This window comes from Burkholderia sp. D-99 (genome assembly GCF_011605345.1).
Classification (GTDB): Bacteria; Pseudomonadota; Gammaproteobacteria; order Burkholderiales; family Burkholderiaceae; genus Burkholderia.
The window spans coordinates 60,883-79,955 of record NZ_JAAOXM010000021.1 but is presented as its reverse complement, the minus strand read 5'-3'; the positions used below and the strand labels follow the sequence as shown (position 1 = coordinate 79,955).

Below are 19,073 nucleotides of genomic sequence, written 5' to 3'. Positions count from 1 at the left end.
CCTCATCACCCTCATCACCCTCGTCACCCCCATCACCCTCATCACCCTCATCACCCTCATCACCCTCATCACCCTCATCACCCTCGTCGCCCTCGCCACCCTCACCGCCCGCCGCGCCATCACACCCTCGTTCCCGTCTTTTTGGCGCCCCGCTCCCCGCCCGTAAAATAACCGCCACGCGGCAGCGCGATACGAGACAACAGGGGGCGGCAAGCATGCGGGCATTCCAGTGGTTCGACGAACTGTCGACACGCGAGCGCAGGACGCTGTACGCCGGATTCGGCGGCTACGCGGTCGACGCGTTCGACTTCATGATCTACACGTTCCTGATCCCGACGCTGATCGCCACGTGGGGCATGACGAAGAGCGAGGCCGGGATGATCGCGACGAGCTCGCTGATCTCGTCGGCCGTCGGCGGCTGGGTCGCCGGGATCCTCGCCGACCGCTACGGCCGCGTGCGCGTGCTGCAGTGGACGATCGCGACGTTCGCACTGTTCACGTGCCTGTCCGGCTTCACCCATTCGTTCTGGCAGCTGCTCGCGACGCGCACGCTGCAGGGTTTCGGCTTCGGCGGTGAATGGTCGGTCGTGACGATCATGATGGCCGAGACGATCCGCTCGCCCGAGCACCGCGCGAAAGCCGTCGGCACCGTGCAAAGCAGCTGGTCGTTCGGCTGGGGCGCGGCCGCGATCCTCTACTGGGCGTTCTTCGCGCTGCTGCCCGAGCAGGTCGCGTGGCGCGCCTGCTTCTGGATCGGCATCGTGCCCGCGCTGTGGATCCTGTACATCCGCCGCAACGTCAGCGATCCGGACATCTACACGGCCACCCGCCGCGCGCGCGACGAAGGCCGCGTGTCGGGCCACTTCCTCGAGATCTTCGCGCCGCGGCACCTGCGCGCGACGCTGTTCGGCAGCGCGCTGTGCACCGGGATGCTCGGCGGCTACTACGCGATCACGACCTGGCTGCCCACTTACCTGAAAACGGTTCGACACCTGTCCGTGTTCAACACGAGCAGCTATCTCGTCGTGCTGATCGTCGGCTCGTTCGTCGGTTACGTAGTCGGCGCGATCCTGTCCGACCGGCTCGGCCGCCGCGCGTCGTTCATCCTGTTCGCGATCGGCTCGTTCTCGCTCGGCATGGCGTACACGATGCTGCCGATCACCGATACCGCGATGCTGCTGCTCGGCTTCCCGCTCGGCATCGTCGTGCAGGGGATCTTCGCGGGCGTCGGCGCGTATCTGTCGGAGCTGTATCCGGGCGCGATCCGCGGCTCGGGCCAGGGCTTCTGCTACAACCTCGGGCGCGGGCTCGGCTCGTTCTTCCCGATCCTCGTCGGCTCGCTGTCGCAATCGATGTCGCTCGTGAAGGCGATCGGCCTCGTCGCGGGCGGCGGCTACCTGCTCGTGATCGTCGCCGCGCTGGTCCTGCCGGAAACGCGTGGCAAGTCGCTCGTCGACGAGCCGGCCGTCGCGTCGTGAGCCACCGCTTCGTTCCGGAAACCACATGCACGTGATCGTTCTCGGCGCCGGCGTAATCGGCGTCACCACGGCCTGGCATCTGCGTGAAGCAGGTTGCGACGTCACCGTGATCGAACGCGAGGCCGATGTCGCGCAGGCGACGAGCCTCGGCAACGCGGGCGTGATCGCGCCCGGCTACGTGACGCCGTGGGCCGCGCCCGGGATGCCCGGCAAGATCCTCAAGTACCTGTTCAAGCCCGCGTCGCCGCTGATCTTCCGGCCGACGCTCGATGCCGCGCAGTGGCGCTGGATCGCGCGCTGGCTGCGCGAATGCGAATTCGAGCGATTCCGCGTGAACAAGCAGCGGATGCAGCGCATCGCGTATTACAGTCGTGCATGCTTGCATGCGTTTCGCGACCGTCACCCGTTCGACTACGGCGCGAGCCGCGGCTACCTGCAACTGCTGCGCGGCGCGTTCGACGTCGAGATGGTGCAGCCCGCGCTGAAGGTGCTGCGCGATGCCGGCATCGCGTTTCGCGAGCTCGACGCGGCCGGCTGCACGGCGATCGAACCGGGCTTGCGCTGGGCGCGGCAGGCGCCGGTCGGCGGCATCTACCTGCCCGACGACGAAGCGGGCGATTGCGCACGCTTTACGCATGAACTGCGGGCGCTGTGCGAAGCGAACGGCGTGACGTTCCGCTTTCGCACGGAAGTGCAGGCGCTCGACGTTGAAGCGGGCCAGGTGCGCGGCGTGCGAATCGTCGGTCACGGCAATGAGGATGGCGATACGCAGGATCGGGCACGACCGAATCCGCGCGCATCGAACGCCGGCGACAAATACCGTGACACGCGGCTCGCCGCCGACGCGATCGTCGTCGCGCTCGGCGTCGACAGCGCGGGCCTGCTGCGGCCGCACGCCATCGACGTGCCGCTGTATCCGGTGAAGGGTTACTCGGCGACGCTCTCCGTCGTCGACGACGAAAAAGCCCCGCACGCCGCGCTGATGGACGAATCGCTGAAGACGGCGATCACGCGATTCGGCCCGACGTTGCGCGTCGCGGGTACCGCGGAACTCGGTAACCGGCATGCAGCGCTGCGCCAGCAGGCGCTCGATACGCTGATGAAAGTGCTCGACGACTGGTTCCCGCACGCCGCCGATCGCGCATCGGCGCGCTTCTGGGTCGGCCGCCGGCCGATGACGCCGGACGGGCCGCCGCTGCTCGGCGCGAGCGGGATCGACGGGCTCTGGCTCAACGTCGGCCACGGCTCGACGGGTTGGGCGATGTCGATGGGGTCGGGGAAGGTTGTGGCGGATCTCGTCACGGGGCGAGAACCGGAGATCGACCTGTCGGGCCTGACGCTCGCGCGTTACGGCCGGTAGGCCTGGTGGCCTGCTACGCCCGGCAAGCTTGGTAGGCCCGGCAGGCCCGGCAGGCCCGGCAGGCCCGGCAGGCCCGGCAGGCCCGGCAGGCCCGGCAGGCCGGATCATATCGTCGACGGGATGCGCGGGCGCGATACGCGTGGCGCCCGGCAATCGCTACGCGGCGCGCTAGCCGCTCATTGCACCGCCTGATTGTCCGCCTCACCGTCCGCCCATGCGATCGGCGCAGACACGATCGGCCGATGCGACACGCCCTCGTGCGACAGACGGCTTTCGAATAACGTCAGCGCTTCGACACGCACCGCGACCGCCCGCCCGGGCGCACCGCCGTGCGCGGGCTGGCCGACCGCATCGCGCGGCAGCCGCGCGAGCGTCACGTGTGGCCGAAACGGCCGACGATCGGCCGGCACGCCCAGTTCGTCGAGCAGCGCCTCCAGCCCGGCATTCAGCGCCACACAGGCAGGATCGGCCTCGAGCTCCGCGACGATCAGCCTCGCGCGCGGCAGGCTCGGCCACCACGCGATCCGCTCGACCGGCAGCAACGGCAGCGCATGGGCTGTCGCGAGTGCGGGCAGATGGGCGGCCAGCACCTCGCAGCGTTCCCGTTCGATCGCGCCGATGAACGCGAGCGTCATGTGCAGTTGCGCGGGCAGCGTGCGCCGCGCGCCACGGGTGACCGGCAACGCGTGCAGCGCGTCGCGCGAAGCCGCATCGGGCATCAGCGCGACGAACGCACGGAGCCGGTCGCCGTTCATGACTCGCTCACCGCGGCACGCGGCGCGCGTGCCGTTTCCGCCGCAGCGGGGCGCTGCGGCAGCGGGCCATGCTCGCCCCACACGTCGGCCGGCAGCACGCGCGCGAGCTCGGGAATCGTGTTGCGCGTGAACACCGGATCGGCGATGCCCGCCGCGCGCTGGCGGCGATAGTCGGCCCACGCGGCATGCGCATACTTGCCCAGCGCGAGGATCGCGATCAGGTTGATGATCGCCATCAGGCCCATGCTCGTATCGGCCATCGCCCACACGAGCGGCAGTTGGCCGACGCTGCCGAACATCACCATGCCGAGCACCGCGACACGGAACAGCGGCAGCACGCCGCGCCGCTTCGTGATGAATTCGACGTTGCCTTCCGCGTACGCGTAGTTGCCGATCACCGACGAGAACGCAAGGAAGAAAATCGCGACGGCCATGTAGATGCCGCCCCAGTCGCCGACGTGGCTCGAGATCGCGCGCTGCGTGAGCGCCGCGCCTTCCATCCCGGTGCCGACCTCGTACTGGCCCGACAGCAGGATCACGAACGCGGTCGCGCTGCAGATCACGATCGTATCGACGAACACGCCGAGCATCTGGATCAGCCCCTGCGTGACAGGGTGCCGCGTGCTCGCGGTCGCGGCCGCATTCGGCGCGCTGCCCATCCCCGCCTCGTTCGAGAACAGCCCGCGCTTCACGCCGATCGCGATCGCCTGGCTGACCGCATAGCCGGTCAGGCCACCTGCCGCCTGCTCGAGACCGAATGCGCTCTTCACGATCAGCGCGATCACGTCCGGCACGAGCGCGATGTGTGTCGCGACCGCATAGACCGCGAGCGCGAGATAGCCGATCGCCATCAGCGGCACGATCACCTGCGCGACCGTCGCGATGCGGCGGATGCCGCCGAAGATGATCGGGGCGGAGAGCAGCACGAGGCCGAGGCCGACCGTCTCGCGGCTCCAGCCGAACGACGTATGGAACGCGTCGGCGATCGCATTCGCCTGCACCGCGTTGAACACGAAACCGAACGCGAGGATCAGCGACAACGAGAACAGCACGCCGAAGCCGCGCGACCGCAGGCCGGTCTGAATGTAGTAAGCGGGGCCGCCGCGATAGCTGCCGTCCGGGTGCGACACCTTGAAGATCTGCGCGAGCGTCGCCTCGACGAACGCGGACGACATCCCGACCAGCGCCGTCATCCACATCCAGAAGATCGCGCCCGGCCCGCCGACCGTCAGCGCGACCGCGACGCCGGCGATGTTGCCGGTGCCGACACGGCTCGCGAGCCCGGTCGCGAACGCCTGGAACGACGAGATGCTGCCCGGCTCGCCCTTGCTGCGGACCAGTTTCATGCTGAGGAACAGCGCCTTCAGCTGGATCATCCGGAACCGCAACGTGAACCACGCACCGACACCGAGCAGCAGCGCGATCAGCACGTAGTTCCACAACACGCCGTTGACGGCGTCGATCAGCCCATGCACGAATGCTTCCATCCAGAGTCCTTGTAAATAGGGTCAGTCACATGCAACCGCCGCGAACACGGCCCGAGGGACGACATGATATGACAGTTCGCAAGGAATATTACAAAACGAAAGAAATAGAGATGCCGAGAAATTGCAGCGGGATGTCATCAGGTTAGACGACGCTTCGCGAAAATGCGGGGCGCTGACGCGGCGATCCTGCCGGCCGGGGCACCCGGCTCACGACCACTCGGCTGGACAATCGGGACGTCGAAATCTCTTTCGGATGCCGCTCGCCCGACACCAGACCGGACACTGCCCGGAATGCCCGAACAGGACGCGAGGGGATACGACGTCACCAACCAGGGAAGTATCCGTACGCGCTCATGATCCCAACCGTCATTCGCTACGCGAGTCGTCTCGCGCTGGGTCTCGTCGCGGCAGCCATCGTGCTTGCCGTGTTGCTTCTTGCCATCGTCGTGATTGCGCGATACGAGCCCGCGAGCGGCTATTGCCCCGACGCGCCGCTCGCAGAGCTAGAAGCGAGCATTCTCGCGTTCGCCGAAGCGCAAGACATGCGTCCCGACGAAATCGAGTTCGTCGGCATGCCTCTTTACGATGCAGACAAGTTCGGCCGGTGGGGATTCGACCTGAAGTCGGGCGAAACGCGCTATGTGGCCACGATCGATTGCGCGCGTCGCGTCATCGGCTTCGGGACGATTCAAATGCTGCCGCTCGAACCCGCGACGCCATTGCAACGAGGCCATTCGCCTGCCGGCATCGAACCGAGCGCAGTCGATCCCGGCCGAAGCTACCGGTGATCCCCCACTACGCGTTCAACACGTCAGGGAAGCCGCCATTCGACCGGGATGTCGAACACCAGCCCGGACAAGCCGCTTGCGAGCAAGACGCGCGCAAAATGCGCCCAGGCGGGTTCGATGGACGCGAATCGCTCGTACTGCAGGATCTGCTTGGCGATCAGCTCGAGCCGCAGCCCGGCATCCGGCAACACATCGAATTTCAGCAGCGGCGGGTTCAGCGGGCCCAGGCTATCGACCTGAACGCCCATCGACATGCTGATCCGCGGCACGTCCGACAGCGGACTGCCGCGGCTGCCCCAGTGCAGCACGGCCTGGCTCCACATCATCAGGTCGCCGGCGAGCCCGGGAAGCGCGCGGATGTCCCGCACATCGAATTCGGCCTGCGAAACGCGATCCGTTCCATAGTCGGGATCGCGATGCTTCGGCAGCAGCATCACGCAACCGGTGGTCGAATCGACGGGCGTCAGCGGGATCCACAGCGACAGCGCACCGGCGCGACCGTCCGGCAGCAGCGATCTCGCCCCCGCATCGCGGTGCATGCTCCAGCCGGCCTGCCCCGCGTCCGCGCGGACGTGCCATACCCAGAAATCCGGCATCAACTGGTAGGTGTCGGCGCCCAGCGCCGCCTGGACGATCCGGTGCAACCGCCAGTACGTGAGCCAGAATTCGTCGCACACGAACGCGAACACCGGCGGAATGCCGGCCTGCACGAGGCCCGTCACCATGTCGCGCATCGCCGCGAGCGGAAGGGTGCTCCGCACGTCGTCGCCCGGGGTGAACTGGGCGAAGCCCTCCAGCGCCACCCGGGCCTGGATGACGTCGGCAATGTCTTGCGCGACTTCGACCGGCCGCTGCCGTCCGACGAATGCGTGATCCTCGACGTGAAGACCTGGCCCGAACGGAAGCAGCAGCGCGACGACCTCGTCCAGCCGGACGCGCTGGCCGTCGTCGGTAAAGCACGGTCGGGTGATTTCCGGGGCGTTTTCTCGAGACATAAACTGCGCGACGCGTTCGTGGCTGAAACAGGCTTCGACCGTCGCTCGGTGAAGACCTGCACCCTGTTTCGCGCATGTTAAGGGGCAACCGCCATCCGGTGCACGCATAAAAAAACGGGCGCCCTTCCGGACGCCCGTCTTCCATCGAAACCCGCTCGCGATATTCGGCTCAGCGCGGCAGGTTCGAATGCCCCATCAGGTACGCATCGACCGAGCGCGCGCACTGGCGGCCCTCGCGGATCGCCCACACCACGAGCGACTGGCCGCGACGCATGTCGCCTGCCGCGAACACCTTGTCGACCGACGTGTAGTACGAGCGATCGCCTTCGGTCGCCGCACGCGCATTGCCGCGCGCGTCCTTCGCGACGCCGAACGCTTCGAGCACCGGCGCCGCCGGTTGCGTGAAGCCCATCGCGAGCAGCACGAGATCGGCCTTCAGTTCGAACTCGGAGCCCGGCACTTCCTGCATCTTGCCGTCCTTCCACTCGACGCGCGCCGCGATCAGCTTCTCGACCTTGCCGTTCTTGCCTTCGAGACGCTTCGTCGCGACCGCCCAGTCGCGCTCGCAGCCTTCCTCGTGCGACGACGACGTGCGCAGCTTGATCGGCCAGTACGGCCACACGAGCGGCTTGTTTTCCTCTTCGGGCGGCTGCGGCAGCAGCTCGAACTGCGTGACCTGCTTCGCGCCGTGACGGTTCGACGTGCCGACGCAGTCCGAACCCGTATCGCCGCCGCCGATCACGATCACGTGCTTGCCCTTCGCGAGCAGCTGGTCGACGAGCTTGTCGCCCGCGTTCACACGGTTCTGCTGCGGCAGGAAGTCCATCGCGTAATGCACGCCCGCGAGCTCACGGCCCGGCACCGGCAGGTCGCGCGGCGTTTCCGAACCGCCGGCGATCACGACCGCGTCGAATTCTTCCTTCAGCGTGTCCGGCGAGATGGTTTCCTTCGCGAGGCTGCCGATCGACTCGGGCAGCGGATCCTTGCCGATGAACACGCTGGTGCGGAACGTCACGCCTTCCGCTTCCATCTGGCGCATGCGGCGGTCGATCAGCCACTTCTCGAGCTTGAAGTCGGGAATCCCGTAACGCAACAGGCCGCCGACGCGGTCGTTCTTCTCGAACACCGTCACGTCATGGCCCGCGCGCGCGAGCTGCTGCGCGGCGGCGAGGCCCGCGGGGCCCGAGCCGACGACCGCGACCTTCTTGCCCGTCTTGTGCTCGGCCGGCAGCGGCTTCACCCAGCCTTCCGCCCAGGCCTTGTCGATGATCGCGTGCTCGATCGACTTGATGCCGACCGGGTCTTCGTTGATCCCGAGCGTGCACGCCGCTTCACACGGCGCCGGGCAGATGCGGCCCGTGAATTCCGGGAAGTTGTTGGTCGAATGCAGGACTTCGATCGCCTGCTGCCAGTCCTGGCGGTAAACGAGATCGTTGAAGTCCGGAATGATGTTGTTGACCGGGCAGCCGTTGTTGCAGAACGGGATGCCGCAATCCATGCAGCGTGCGCCCTGGACCTTCGCGTCCGCGTCGGTCAGTGCCGCGACGAATTCCTTGTAGTGCTTCACGCGCGTGAGCGGTGCTTCGTACGCCTCGTGGCGGCGTTCGAACTCCAGAAAACCGGTTGCCTTGCCCATAAGGTGCTCTTCTGTTCGGTGTATCGGGTGGGGGAGCCGCGCGCGGCAGTCATGCGCGCGCGGCAGTCGCTATGTCGTTCGTCGCTCAGGCGGCCAGTTCTTCCTTCGCCGCCTTCTTCGCACCGATCTCGCCCAGCGCGCGCTTGTATTCGTGCGGGAACACCTTCACGAACTGGCGGCGCGCGGCGTCCCAGTTTTCCAGCAGCGACTTCGCGCGCGGCGAACCCGTGAACTGGAAATGACGCTCGATGAGCCCCTTGAGCAGCGCTTCGTCCGTCGTGCCTGCGTGCCAGAGTGCGCGGTCGACCGTGCGCTCCTGCTCGGCCTGCTGCAGCACCGGCTCGAGCGCGACCATCGACTTGTTGCACTTCGCCGCGAACGTGCCTTCCGGATCGTAGATGTATGCGAGACCGCCCGACATGCCGGCCGCGAAGTTGCGCCCGGTCTCGCCGAGCACGACGACCGTGCCGCCCGTCATGTATTCGCAACCGTGGTCGCCCGTGCCTTCGACGACCGCCGTCGCGCCCGAGTTGCGCACGCAGAAGCGCTCGCCCGCAACGCCGCGGAAGAACGATTCGCCTTCGATCGCGCCGTACATCACCGTGTTGCCGCAGATGATGTTTTCCTCGGACTTGCCGCGGAAGTCGTTGGTCGGGCGGATGATGATCCGGCCACCCGACAGGCCCTTGCCGACGTAGTCGTTGCCGTCGCCGACGAGGTCCAGCGTCACGCCCTTCGCGAGGAACGCGCCGAAGCTCTGGCCGGCCGTGCCCTTCAGCTGGATGTGCACCGCGTCGTCGGCCAGGCCGTCGTGGCCGTGCTTCTTCGCGATCACGCCCGACAGCATCGCACCGACCGTGCGGTTCACGTTGCGCACCGGCTGGATGAACGACACATGCTCGCCGTTCTCGATCGCGGCCTTCGCCTTCTCGATCAGCACGTGGTCGAGCGCGCGCTCGAGGCCGTGATCCTGCACGTCGACGTGACGCGGCGCGACGTCCTCACACTCTTCCGGCTGGTAGAACACGCGCGAGAAGTCGAGGCCCTTCGCCTTCCAGTGCTCGACGCCCTTGCGCGTGTCGAGCAGGTCGGCACGGCCGATCAGGTCGTCGAACTTCGCGATGCCGAGCTGTGCCATGATCTCGCGCACTTCCTCGGCAACGAAGAAGAAGTAGTTCACGACGTGCTCGGGCTGGCCCTGGAACTTCGCACGCAGCACCGGATCCTGCGTCGCGACGCCGACCGGGCAGGTGTTCAGGTGGCACTTGCGCATCATGATGCAGCCTTCGACGACGAGCGGCGCCGTCGCGAAGCCGAATTCGTCCGCACCGAGCAGCGCGCCGATCACGACGTCGCGGCCCGTCTTCATCTGGCCGTCGGCCTGCACGCGGATCCGGCCACGCAGGCGGTTCAGCACCAGCGTCTGCTGCGTTTCCGCCAGGCCGAGTTCCCACGGCGTGCCCGCATGCTTGACCGACGACAGCGGCGACGCACCCGTGCCGCCGTCATGGCCGGCGATCACGACGTGATCGGCCTTCGCCTTCGCGACACCGGCCGCGACCGTGCCGACGCCCACTTCCGACACCAGCTTCACCGAGATGCTCGAGCTCGGGTTCACGTTCTTCAGGTCGTGGATCAGCTGCGCCAGATCCTCGATCGAGTAGATGTCGTGGTGCGGCGGCGGCGAGATCAGGCCGACGCCCGGCACCGAGTAACGCAGCTTGCCGATGTACTCGGACACCTTGTGGCCCGGCAGCTGGCCGCCTTCGCCCGGCTTCGCGCCCTGCGCCATCTTGATCTGGATCTGGTCGGCCGACGCGAGGTACTCGGCGGTGACGCCGAAGCGGCCCGACGCGACCTGCTTGATCTTCGAGCGCAGCGAATCGCCGTCCTTCAGCGCAATGTCGCTGACGATTTCATCGCCGATCACCGACTTCAGCGTCTCGCCGGCCTTGATCGGAATGCCGCGCAGCTCGTTGCGGTAGCGCTTCTGGTCCTCGCCGCCTTCGCCGGTGTTCGACTTGCCGCCGATCCGGTTCATCGCGATCGCGAGCGTCGCGTGCGCTTCGGTGCTGATCGAACCGAGCGACATCGCGCCCGTCGCGAAACGCTTGACGATGTCCTTCGCCGATTCGACGTCGTCGATCGGGATCGCCTTGGTCGGCTCGACCTTGAACTCGAACAGGCCACGGAACGTCATGTGACGCTTGGTCTGGTCGTTGATCAGGTGCGCGTATTCCTTGTACGTCTGGTACGAGTTGCTGCGCGTCGCGTGCTGCAGCTTCGCGATCGAATCCGGCGTCCACATGTGGTCTTCGCCGCGCACGCGGTATGCGTACTCGCCGCCCGCGTCGAGCATGTCGCGCAGCACCGGGTTGTCGCCGAACGCGTCGCGGTGCAGGCGGATCGCCTCTTCCGCGACTTCGAACAGGCCAATGCCACCGACCTTCGATGCCGTGCCCTTGAAATACTTCTCGACGAGGTCGCTCGACAGGCCGAGCGCTTCGAAGATCTGCGCGCCCGTGTACGACATGTACGTCGAGATGCCCATCTTCGACATCACTTTCTGCAGGCCCTTGCCGACCGCCTTCGTGAAGTTGTAGACGGCCTTCTCCGGCGACAGGTCGCCCGGCAGCCCCTCGGCCATCTTCGCGAGCGTTTCCATCGCGAGGTACGGGTGCACGGCTTCCGCGCCGTAGCCCGCGAGCAGCGCGAAGTGGTGCGTTTCACGCGCGGAGCCCGTCTCGACGACGAGGCCCGTGCTCGTGCGCAGCCCTTGCTGGACGAGGTGCGTGTGGATCGCCGACGTGGCGAGCAGCGCGGGAATCGCGACGTGCTCGGCGTCCGTCTTGCGGTCCGACACGATCAGCATGTTGTAGCCCGACTTCACCGCGTCGACGGCTTCCGCGCACAGCGACGCGAGGCGCGCCTCGATGCCTTCCTTGCCCCAGGCGACCGGGTAGCAGATGTTCAGTTCGTATGCGCTGAACTTGCCGCCCGTGTACTGGTCGATCGCGCGGATCTTCGCGATGTCCTTGAAGTCCAGCACCGGCTGCGACACTTCAAGACGCATCGGCGGGTTGATGTTGTTCGTGTCGAGCAGGTTCGGCTTCGGGCCGATGAACGACACGAGCGACATCACCATGTTCTCGCGGATCGGGTCGATCGGCGGGTTCGTGACCTGCGCGAACAGCTGCTTGAAGTAGTGATAGAGCGTCTTGTTCTTGTTCGACATCACCGCGAGCGGCGAGTCGTTGCCCATCGAACCGACGGCCTCTTCACCCTGCTGGGCCATCGGCGCCATCAGGAACTTCAGGTCTTCCTGCGTGTAACCGAACGCCTGCTGGCGGTCGAGCAGCGCAGCGCCCTGCGTGCGGCCGGCCGCGACGTCCTCGGCCTTCGGCTCGATCTCGTCGAGCTTGATGCGCACGGCGTCGATCCAGCTCTTGTACGGCTTCGCGTTCGCGAGGTTGTCCTTCAGCTCCTTGTCGTCGATGATGCGGCCGTGTTCCATGTCGATCAGGAACATCTTGCCCGGCTGCAGGCGCCACTTCTTGACGATCTTCGATTCGGGGATCGGCAGCGTGCCGGCTTCCGACGCCATGATGACGAGGTCGTCGTCGGTCACGATGTAGCGCGCCGGGCGCAGGCCGTTACGGTCGAGCGTCGCGCCGATCTGGCGACCGTCGGTGAACGCGATCGCGGCCGGGCCGTCCCACGGCTCCATCATCGCGGCGTGGTATTCGTAGAACGCGCGGCGGTTCTCGTCCATCAGCGTGTGCTGTTCCCACGCTTCCGGGATCATCATCATCACCGCGTGCACGAGCGGGTAGCCGGCCATCACCAGCAGTTCGAGACAGTTGTCGAACGAGGCGGTATCCGACTGGCCCGGGTAGATCAGCGGCCACAGCTTCGGCAGATCGTCGGCGAGCACGTGCGACGCGATCGCGCCGGTACGCGCGTTCAGCCAGTTCACGTTGCCCTTCACGGTGTTGATCTCGCCGTTGTGCGCGATCATCCGGTACGGGTGAGCCAGTTCCCACGCCGGGAACGTGTTGGTCGAGAAGCGCTGGTGCACGAGCGCGAGCGCCGACACGACGCGCGCGTCCTGCAGGTCGCGGTAGTACACGCCGACCTGGCCCGCGAGCAGCAGCCCCTTGTAGACGATCGTGCGCGCCGACATCGACGGCACGAAGTACTCCTTGCCGTGCTTGAGCTTCAGCGCCTGGATGCGGTGGCTCGCCGTCTTGCGGATCACGTACAGCTTCCGCTCCAGCGCGTCCGTCACCATGATGTCCTTGCCGCGGCCGATGAAGATCTGGCGGATCAGCGGCTCGCTCGCCTTCACGGTCGGCGAAATCGGCATCGCATGGTCGACCGGCACGTCGCGCCAGCCGAGCACGACCTGGCCTTCCGCCTTCACCGTACGCTCGAGCTCCTGCTCGCACGCGAGGCGCGAGGCGTTTTCCTTCGGCAGGAAGATCATGCCGACCCCATATTCGCCGGCCGGCGGCAGGTTCACGCCCTGCTTCGCCATTTCCTCGCGGTAGAACGCGTCCGGAATCTGGATCAGGATGCCCGCGCCGTCGCCCATCAGCGGATCGGCGCCGACCGCGCCACGGTGATCGAGGTTCTCGAGGATCTTCAGACCCTGCTGAATGATCTCGTGGCTCTTCTTGCCCTTGATGTGAGCGACGAAGCCGACGCCACAGGCGTCATGTTCGTTTTGCGGGTCATACAGACCTTGTGCGGCGGGCACCGCGGCGAGCGGCTGCTGGTGGTCGTTCATGGGGACACCGTCGTAAAGGGGGCCTGGAGGCCGTTGAACCATTTTCTTGTTGCCGTCGATCCCGCTCCCGACGGGAGACGGCGCGGCCGACAGTGGATGGGCATGCTTCGCCCGGGCCACCGGAATTCGGAATATACGCGACGAATCAAAGGAATAGCAACAAAAACCAGTTGATCGAACCCCAATTAAACGGATGCCTCGATCTGGTGCTGTTTTATTGGGGCCGTATCGTTTTGGTGCAAAAAGAAGCGGCGCCCGCAGCGCCGCCTCCCGAACCGCCGTTCCGGCATTACTGCTGGATCGGCGGCGTATTTTCACGCACCTTTCTGGGGCGTCCGCGCGGCAGCGGCGACACACGCCGGTTCGCCGTGCGCGCCGCCCACTCGCGATAATTCTCGCCGCCGAGCACCCAGCCCTTCAACGTCGCCTGCTGCAACTGGTCGGCCTGCCGCTCGTCGAGCGGCTGCTCGCACAGCTCCTTGTAAGCGCGCTGGCGGTCGAACGGCGTATTGCCGAGCGCCCAGTAGAGCGGATGGTCGGTGATCAGGCTGTCGACGGTGAGGCCGACGTGGTGCCGGTAGCTCGACCAGCGATAGGCCTCTGGCGTCGCGACCAGCTGCGCGCGCACCGGGCTCATCTCGACCACGCGGCTCGCGAGCAGGAAATAGCGCTCGCCTTCGATCACGGTCGCGCGATAGCGGCCTTCCCATAGGGTGCCGCGCCGCGAATAGCGCCGGTTGAAATGCGCGACGTAGCGGCGGCCGACAGCCTGCATCGCTTTCGGCAGGCTTGCTTCGTCGCTCGGCGTCACGAGCAGTTGCACCTGGCGCGGCAGCAGCACATAGGCGTGCACCGACAGGTGATGATCGCGTGCGGCGGCCTTCAGGCAATCGATGAAGAGTTCGTAGTCCTGGTCGTCGACGAACGCGGGTTGCTGATCCAGGCCGCGCAGTATCACGTGCTGCGGCTGGTCGGGAACGTAGAGTCGTGCTAACCGTGCCATGCTGAATGTCCGTTTGAACGCGTTAGGAAATACCCGGAGGTCCGAAAATGCGCACCTGCGTAGAATGCCTGTCCCCGCGGGGCGCGAAAGCGTACGGTCGTACGAATCCTAGGGAGAAAACTCTAACTTACGAGCTTGTTTGGTTTTAAACGCAGTCGTCATAATGAGCACGCCTTTGATCGGAGGAGACACAATGAAACGAAAACTGGCCATTACGGGGGCCGCAGCGCTCGCATTCACATTCGCGGGCGGTACGGCACATGCACAATCCGCAGGTGATTTCTACGTCAGCACCGGCTGGCTGCACCTTGCGCCGCAGGACAGCAGTGACCCGCTGTTCCTCTACGGCGTCGGCGGCACGCCCATCAACCAATCGGTTCCCAACACGGGCGCCGGCATCAGCGACGCCGACACGCTCGCACTGGCGACCGGTTACTTCGTGACCGACCACATCGCCACCGAGTTCATCGCCGGCATTCCGCCGAAGTTCGACATCACCGGCAAGGGCCAGTTCTCGAATTTTGGTACGCTTGGCCGCGCGTACCAGTGGAGCCCCGCGCTCCTCCTCAAGTACTACTTCAACGACGCCAACGCGAAGTTCCGTCCGTATGTCGGCGTTGGCGCGACGTATATCTGGTTCACCGGCGCGAAGATCACGAACAGCGCGTTCGAGAACGGCGTGCTCGGCGGCCCGACCAGTGCGCAGACCAGCAACCAGTGGGCGCCCGTGTTCAACGCCGGCTTCACGTACAACTTCACGAAACACTGGTTCGCCGGCTTCTCGATGTCGTACATCCCGGTCAGCGTGACCGCGACCTTCACGACGGCACGCCGGACGCCGGTCGGTACGCTGACGGAAACGTCGAAGGCTCACATCTCGCTGAACCCGATCGTCACGTACCTGAACGTCGGCTACCGCTTCTAAGCGTAGTCGAATATTTGGGGAATGGTTAATCCTGCTGCAATTTGTAGCGGATTTTTCCAGACGTAACGTCTCCACGATGCAAAACGCCCCGGCGAATTCCCGCCGGGGCGTCGTTTTTTTGTCTCAGGGTCTTCCCGCACCCACGGTCGCGCGGGACCCGCGCGCTACGCGATATCGTTCAGCGCGTCGGGGCCGATCAGGTCGATCCGGTCCGTGCAGACCGCGTCGACACCCCAGCGCACGAGTTCGCGTGCCCGGTCGAGATCGTTGACCGTGTACACCAGGATGCGCAGCCCGGCCGCCTTGATCGCGCGCACGAGCGGCTCGTCGAGCCGTTTGTGGTCGGCATGCAACGATACGCAATCGAGCGCGCCGACGACCTGCGCATGCCAGTCGTCCGGAACGGCCTCGTAGAGCATCCCGCGCGGCAGCGCCGGCGTGGTCGCACGCGCCTGTTGCAGCGCGTCGAACGAGAACGACGACAGGAGCGGCGCGACCGCGGCATCGCGCCAATACGCGGCCGCGTCGGCCGCCACGCGCTGCCCGGTCTCGCGCTCGCGCCCCGGGCACGGCTTGATCTCGACGTTGGCAGCCAGGCCGTGCGCGATGCAGCGCGCCGCCGCCGCCTCGAGCGTCGGCATCCGCTCACCCGCGAAGCGCGCGTCGCGCCACGTGCCCGCGTCGAGCGCGGCCAGCGCCGCATACCGCATGCCCGCCGCCGGCCCGTGACCGTTCGACGTCCGGTCGACCGTGTCGTCGTGCAACAGGAACGTCACGTCGTCGGCCGACAGCTTCGCGTCGAATTCAACCATCCGGTGGCCACGGCGCGCGCCCTCGTCGAGCGCGGCGAGCGTGTTCTCCGGCGCGAGCGTGCCGCCGCCGCGATGGGCGACGACGCGCGGATAAGGCCAGTCGGTACGGGTTGTCATCGTCGGTCTCTCGGCAGGTGCATCAGGTTCAGCCGGCACGCCTGCCGGTCTCGGGATCGAAGAAATGCAGCCGGTGCGCGGGCAGTGCGGCCGCCAGCGCCGTGCCGCGCGCGGGACGGTCCGCATGCGGCAGACGCACCGCGACGTCGTGATTGCCCCAGCGGCCGTGCGCGAGATTGTCCGCACCGAGCAGCTCGCACGAGTCGACCGGCAGCGTCGCCTGCGCGACGCCCGGCTGCGGCGTCATGTGTTCGGGACGCACGCCGAGCACCCAGTCGCGCCCGGTGGCGATCTCCGCACCGATCCCGGGCGCGCCGGCGACCGGCAGCGCGGGGCCGCCGCCCGCGACCGTGAAGGTCGCGCCGTCTTCCGACAGCCGGCCGTGCATCAGGTTCATCGCCGGCGAGCCGATGAAGCCCGCGACGAACACCGTCGCCGGCTTCTCGTACACGTCGACCGGTGCACCGATCTGCTCCGCGTAGCCGCGGTTCATCACGATCACGCGCTGCGCGAGCGTCATCGCTTCGATCTGGTCGTGCGTCACGTAAACGCTCGTCGTCGCGAGCCGCGCATGCAGCCGCTGGATCTCGAGCCGCATCTGCACGCGCAGTTTCGCGTCGAGGTTCGACAACGGTTCGTCGAACAGGAACACCGACGGCTCGCGCACGATCGCGCGCCCCATCGCGACGCGCTGCCGCTGGCCGCCCGACAGCTCGCGCGGCCGCCGCGCAAGCAGCGGCTCCAGCTCGAGGATCTTCGCGGCCGCGGCCACTCGCGAATCGATCGTCGCGCGCTCGATCCCGCGGATCTTCAGCCCATAGCCCATGTTCTGCGCAACCGTCATGTGCGGATACAGCGCATAGTTCTGGAACACCATCGCGATGTCGCGATCCTTCGGCTCCAGCGTGTTGACGACGCGCTCGCCGATCGCGATCTCGCCGTCCGTCACCGTCTCGAGCCCTGCGATCATCCGCAGCAACGTCGACTTGCCGCAGCCCGACGGGCCGACCAGCACGATGAATTCGCCGTCGGCGATCTCCACGTCGATGCCATGCAGCACGTGCTGCTTGCCGTCGTAGGATTTCCTGACGCCCTTCAAGCTCAGCGCAGCCATACTTGGTCTTTCTCCCGGTTGCCGTCCGTCATTTATTTCTCGGAATCGACGAGGCCGCGCACGAACCAGCGCTGCATCGCCAGCACGACGACGAGCGGCGGGATCATCCCCAGCAGCGTCGCCGCCATCACGTATTGCCATTCGGTTGCGGCGTCGCCGCTCGCGATCATCGTCTTGATGCCCACCACCGCCGTCGACAGCGATGCCTCCGTCGTGATCAGGATCGGCCACAGATACTGGTTCCAGCCGTAGATGAACGTGATCACGAACAGCGCCGCGATGCTCGTCTTCGACAGCGGCAGCACGACGTCCCAGAAGAACCGCAGCGGCCCCGCGCCGTCGATGCGTGCGGCATCCATCAGTTCGTCGGGCAGCGTCATGAAGAACTGGCGGAACAGGAACGTCGCGGTCGCCGATGCGATCAGCGGCAGCGTGAGCCCCGCATAGGTGTTCGTCAGGTGCAGCGTCGACACGACCTGCACGGTCGGGAAGATCCGCACCTCGACCGGCAGCATCAGCGTGACGAAGATCAGCCAGAACGCGGTGTTGCGGAACGGGAAGCGGAAATAGACGATCGCGTACGCGGACAGGATCGACACCGCGATCTTGCCGACCGCGATGCCGAGCGCCATCGCGAAACTGTTCACGAGCAGGCGGCCGAACGGCGCCGTCGTGCCGCCGCTGCCGTGCCCCCAGATGTACGCGATGTTCTCGAACAGGTGCGTGCTCGGCACGAGCGACAACGGCACCGTGAACACTTCCTGCGCGTTCATCGTCGCCGCGCAGAACGCAACGTAGACGGGAAACACGATCAGCACGACGCCCGCGATCAGTACCGCGTGGCAGAACAGGTCGAAACCCTTGCGATTTTCGATCATGCGTATTGCACCCTGCGTTCGACGAAGCGGAACTGGATCACCGTGAGCCCGACGACGACGATCATCAGCACGACCGACTGCGCGCCCGAGCTGCCGATGTCGAGCCCCTGGAAGCCTTCCGCGAAGATCTTGTAGATCAGCGTCTTCGTGCTCTGCGCCGGGCCGCCGCCGGTGGCCGCGTCGATCACCGGGAACGTGTCGAAGAACGCGTAGACGAGGTTCACCACCAGCAGGAAGAAACTGGTGGGCGACAGCAGCGGCAGCACGATGTTGAAGAAGCGCCGCACCGGCCCGGCGCCATCGATCGACGCCGCCTCGATCAGCGAGCGCGGGATCGCCTGCAGGCCCGCGTAGAAGAACAGGAAGTTGTAGCTCACCTGCTTCCACACCGATGCCAGCACGACGAGGAACATCGCCTGGCCGCCGTTCAGCGCGTGGTTCCACACGATGCCGCTCTTCGCGAGCGCATAGGTGATCAGGCCGATACTCGGATTGAACAGGAACGCCCATAGCACGGCGGCGATCGTCGGGGCGACCGCGTACGGCCAGATCAGCAGCGTGCGGTACACGCGCGCGCCGCGGATCACGCGATCGGCGCACGCGGCGAGAACCAGCGACACGACGAGCCCGCTCACCGTGACGAGCGAACTGAACACGAGTGTCGTGCGAAACGAATCGAGATACAGCGGATCGGCGAACAGGTGCGTGAAGTTCGCGAAGCCGACGAATTCGCTCGACGTGCCGAACGCGTCCTGCATCTGCGTCGACTGCCACAGCGCGACGCCGGCCGGCCACAGGAAGAACACGGCGGTGATCGCGAGCTGCGGCGCGATCAGCAGGTACGGCACCAGGCTCGTACCGAAACGGGAACGGGATTGCATCGCGGATATCCGGTCAGGCGCAACGGAAAGGAAACCGCGCCGCCGGCCGGCACGC

14 protein-coding genes are annotated in these 19,073 nt (G+C 66.4%); 4 read left to right on the top strand and 10 right to left on the bottom strand.

The window, feature by feature from the left end; all coding sequences use genetic code 11:
* Positions 1–215 precede the first annotated feature (215 nt).
* Both HAV18_RS38695 and HAV18_RS38690 read left to right on the top strand, forming a co-directional pair.
* Positions 216–1,478 carry an MFS transporter gene (locus HAV18_RS38695; protein ID WP_166966102.1) on the top strand — a complete coding sequence of 421 codons (1,263 nt, stop codon included), beginning with the start codon at positions 216–218 and terminating at the stop codon, positions 1,476–1,478.
* Between the two features lie 25 nt (positions 1,479–1,503).
* Positions 1,504–2,838 (top strand): D-amino acid dehydrogenase, encoded by a 1,335-nt coding sequence (locus tag HAV18_RS38690; RefSeq protein WP_166966096.1) that lies wholly within the window; start codon positions 1,504–1,506, stop codon positions 2,836–2,838.
* Between the two features lie 176 nt (positions 2,839–3,014).
* Here HAV18_RS38690 and thpR read toward each other — a convergent pair whose 3' ends face one another.
* A complete protein-coding gene (gene thpR, locus HAV18_RS38685; RefSeq protein WP_166966094.1) occupies positions 3,015–3,593 on the bottom strand; it encodes an RNA 2',3'-cyclic phosphodiesterase in 579 nt (192 codons plus the stop codon).
* On the bottom strand, positions 3,590–5,080 hold the full coding sequence (locus tag HAV18_RS38680; RefSeq protein ID WP_166966092.1) for a sodium:alanine symporter family protein: 1,491 nt from the start codon (positions 5,078–5,080) through the stop codon (positions 3,590–3,592). Before HAV18_RS38680 ends, thpR begins: the two co-directional genes overlap by 4 nt.
* A gap of 353 nt (positions 5,081–5,433) precedes the next feature.
* On the opposite strand from HAV18_RS38680, the gene HAV18_RS38675 reads away from it, so the two are divergent.
* Positions 5,434–5,868 carry a hypothetical protein gene (locus tag HAV18_RS38675; RefSeq protein ID WP_208102293.1) on the top strand — a complete coding sequence of 145 codons (435 nt, stop codon included), beginning with the start codon at positions 5,434–5,436 and terminating at the stop codon, positions 5,866–5,868.
* A gap of 23 nt (positions 5,869–5,891) precedes the next feature.
* Here HAV18_RS38675 and HAV18_RS38670 read toward each other — a convergent pair whose 3' ends face one another.
* The 4 genes from HAV18_RS38670 to HAV18_RS38655 all read right to left on the bottom strand — a co-directional run bounded on the left by HAV18_RS38670 (position 5,892) and on the right by HAV18_RS38655 (position 14,291).
* Complete coding sequence (locus tag HAV18_RS38670) at positions 5,892–6,971, bottom strand: phytanoyl-CoA dioxygenase family protein (protein WP_166966090.1); 1,080 nt, start codon at positions 6,969–6,971, stop codon at positions 5,892–5,894.
* 61 nt (positions 6,972–7,032) lie between these two features.
* Entirely contained in the window at positions 7,033–8,499 is a 1,467-nt protein-coding gene (locus HAV18_RS38665) for a glutamate synthase subunit beta (protein ID WP_166966088.1), read from the bottom strand.
* An 85-nt stretch (positions 8,500–8,584) separates the two neighbouring features.
* Positions 8,585–13,288, bottom strand: a complete 4,704-nt coding sequence (locus HAV18_RS38660; RefSeq protein ID WP_166966086.1) for a glutamate synthase-related protein — start codon at positions 13,286–13,288, stop codon at positions 8,585–8,587.
* 289 nt (positions 13,289–13,577) lie between these two features.
* Complete coding sequence (locus HAV18_RS38655) at positions 13,578–14,291, bottom strand: transposase (protein ID WP_006477151.1); 714 nt, start codon at positions 14,289–14,291, stop codon at positions 13,578–13,580.
* Positions 14,292–14,484: 193 nt separating this feature from the next.
* Here HAV18_RS38655 and HAV18_RS38650 point away from each other — a divergent pair, with 193 nt between their 5' ends.
* Positions 14,485–15,216 (top strand): OmpW family protein, encoded by a 732-nt coding sequence (locus HAV18_RS38650; RefSeq protein ID WP_166966084.1) that lies wholly within the window; start codon positions 14,485–14,487, stop codon positions 15,214–15,216.
* Positions 15,217–15,380: 164 nt separating this feature from the next.
* Here HAV18_RS38650 and ugpQ read toward each other — a convergent pair whose 3' ends face one another.
* The 4 genes from ugpQ to ugpA are packed head-to-tail and all read right to left on the bottom strand — an operon-like array spanning position 15,381 to position 19,018.
* Complete coding sequence (ugpQ, locus tag HAV18_RS38645) at positions 15,381–16,145, bottom strand: glycerophosphodiester phosphodiesterase (RefSeq protein ID WP_166966082.1); 765 nt, start codon at positions 16,143–16,145, stop codon at positions 15,381–15,383.
* A gap of 28 nt (positions 16,146–16,173) precedes the next feature.
* Positions 16,174–17,259, bottom strand: coding sequence for a sn-glycerol-3-phosphate import ATP-binding protein UgpC (locus HAV18_RS38640; protein WP_166966080.1), 1,086 nt, complete (start codon positions 17,257–17,259; stop codon positions 16,174–16,176).
* 32 nt (positions 17,260–17,291) lie between these two features.
* On the bottom strand, positions 17,292–18,137 hold the full coding sequence (ugpE, locus tag HAV18_RS38635; RefSeq protein WP_166966078.1) for a sn-glycerol-3-phosphate ABC transporter permease UgpE: 846 nt from the start codon (positions 18,135–18,137) through the stop codon (positions 17,292–17,294).
* Positions 18,134–19,018, bottom strand: a complete 885-nt coding sequence (ugpA, locus tag HAV18_RS38630) for a sn-glycerol-3-phosphate ABC transporter permease UgpA (protein WP_166966076.1) — start codon at positions 19,016–19,018, stop codon at positions 18,134–18,136. Before ugpA ends, ugpE begins: the two co-directional genes overlap by 4 nt.
* Positions 19,019–19,073 lie beyond the last annotated feature (55 nt).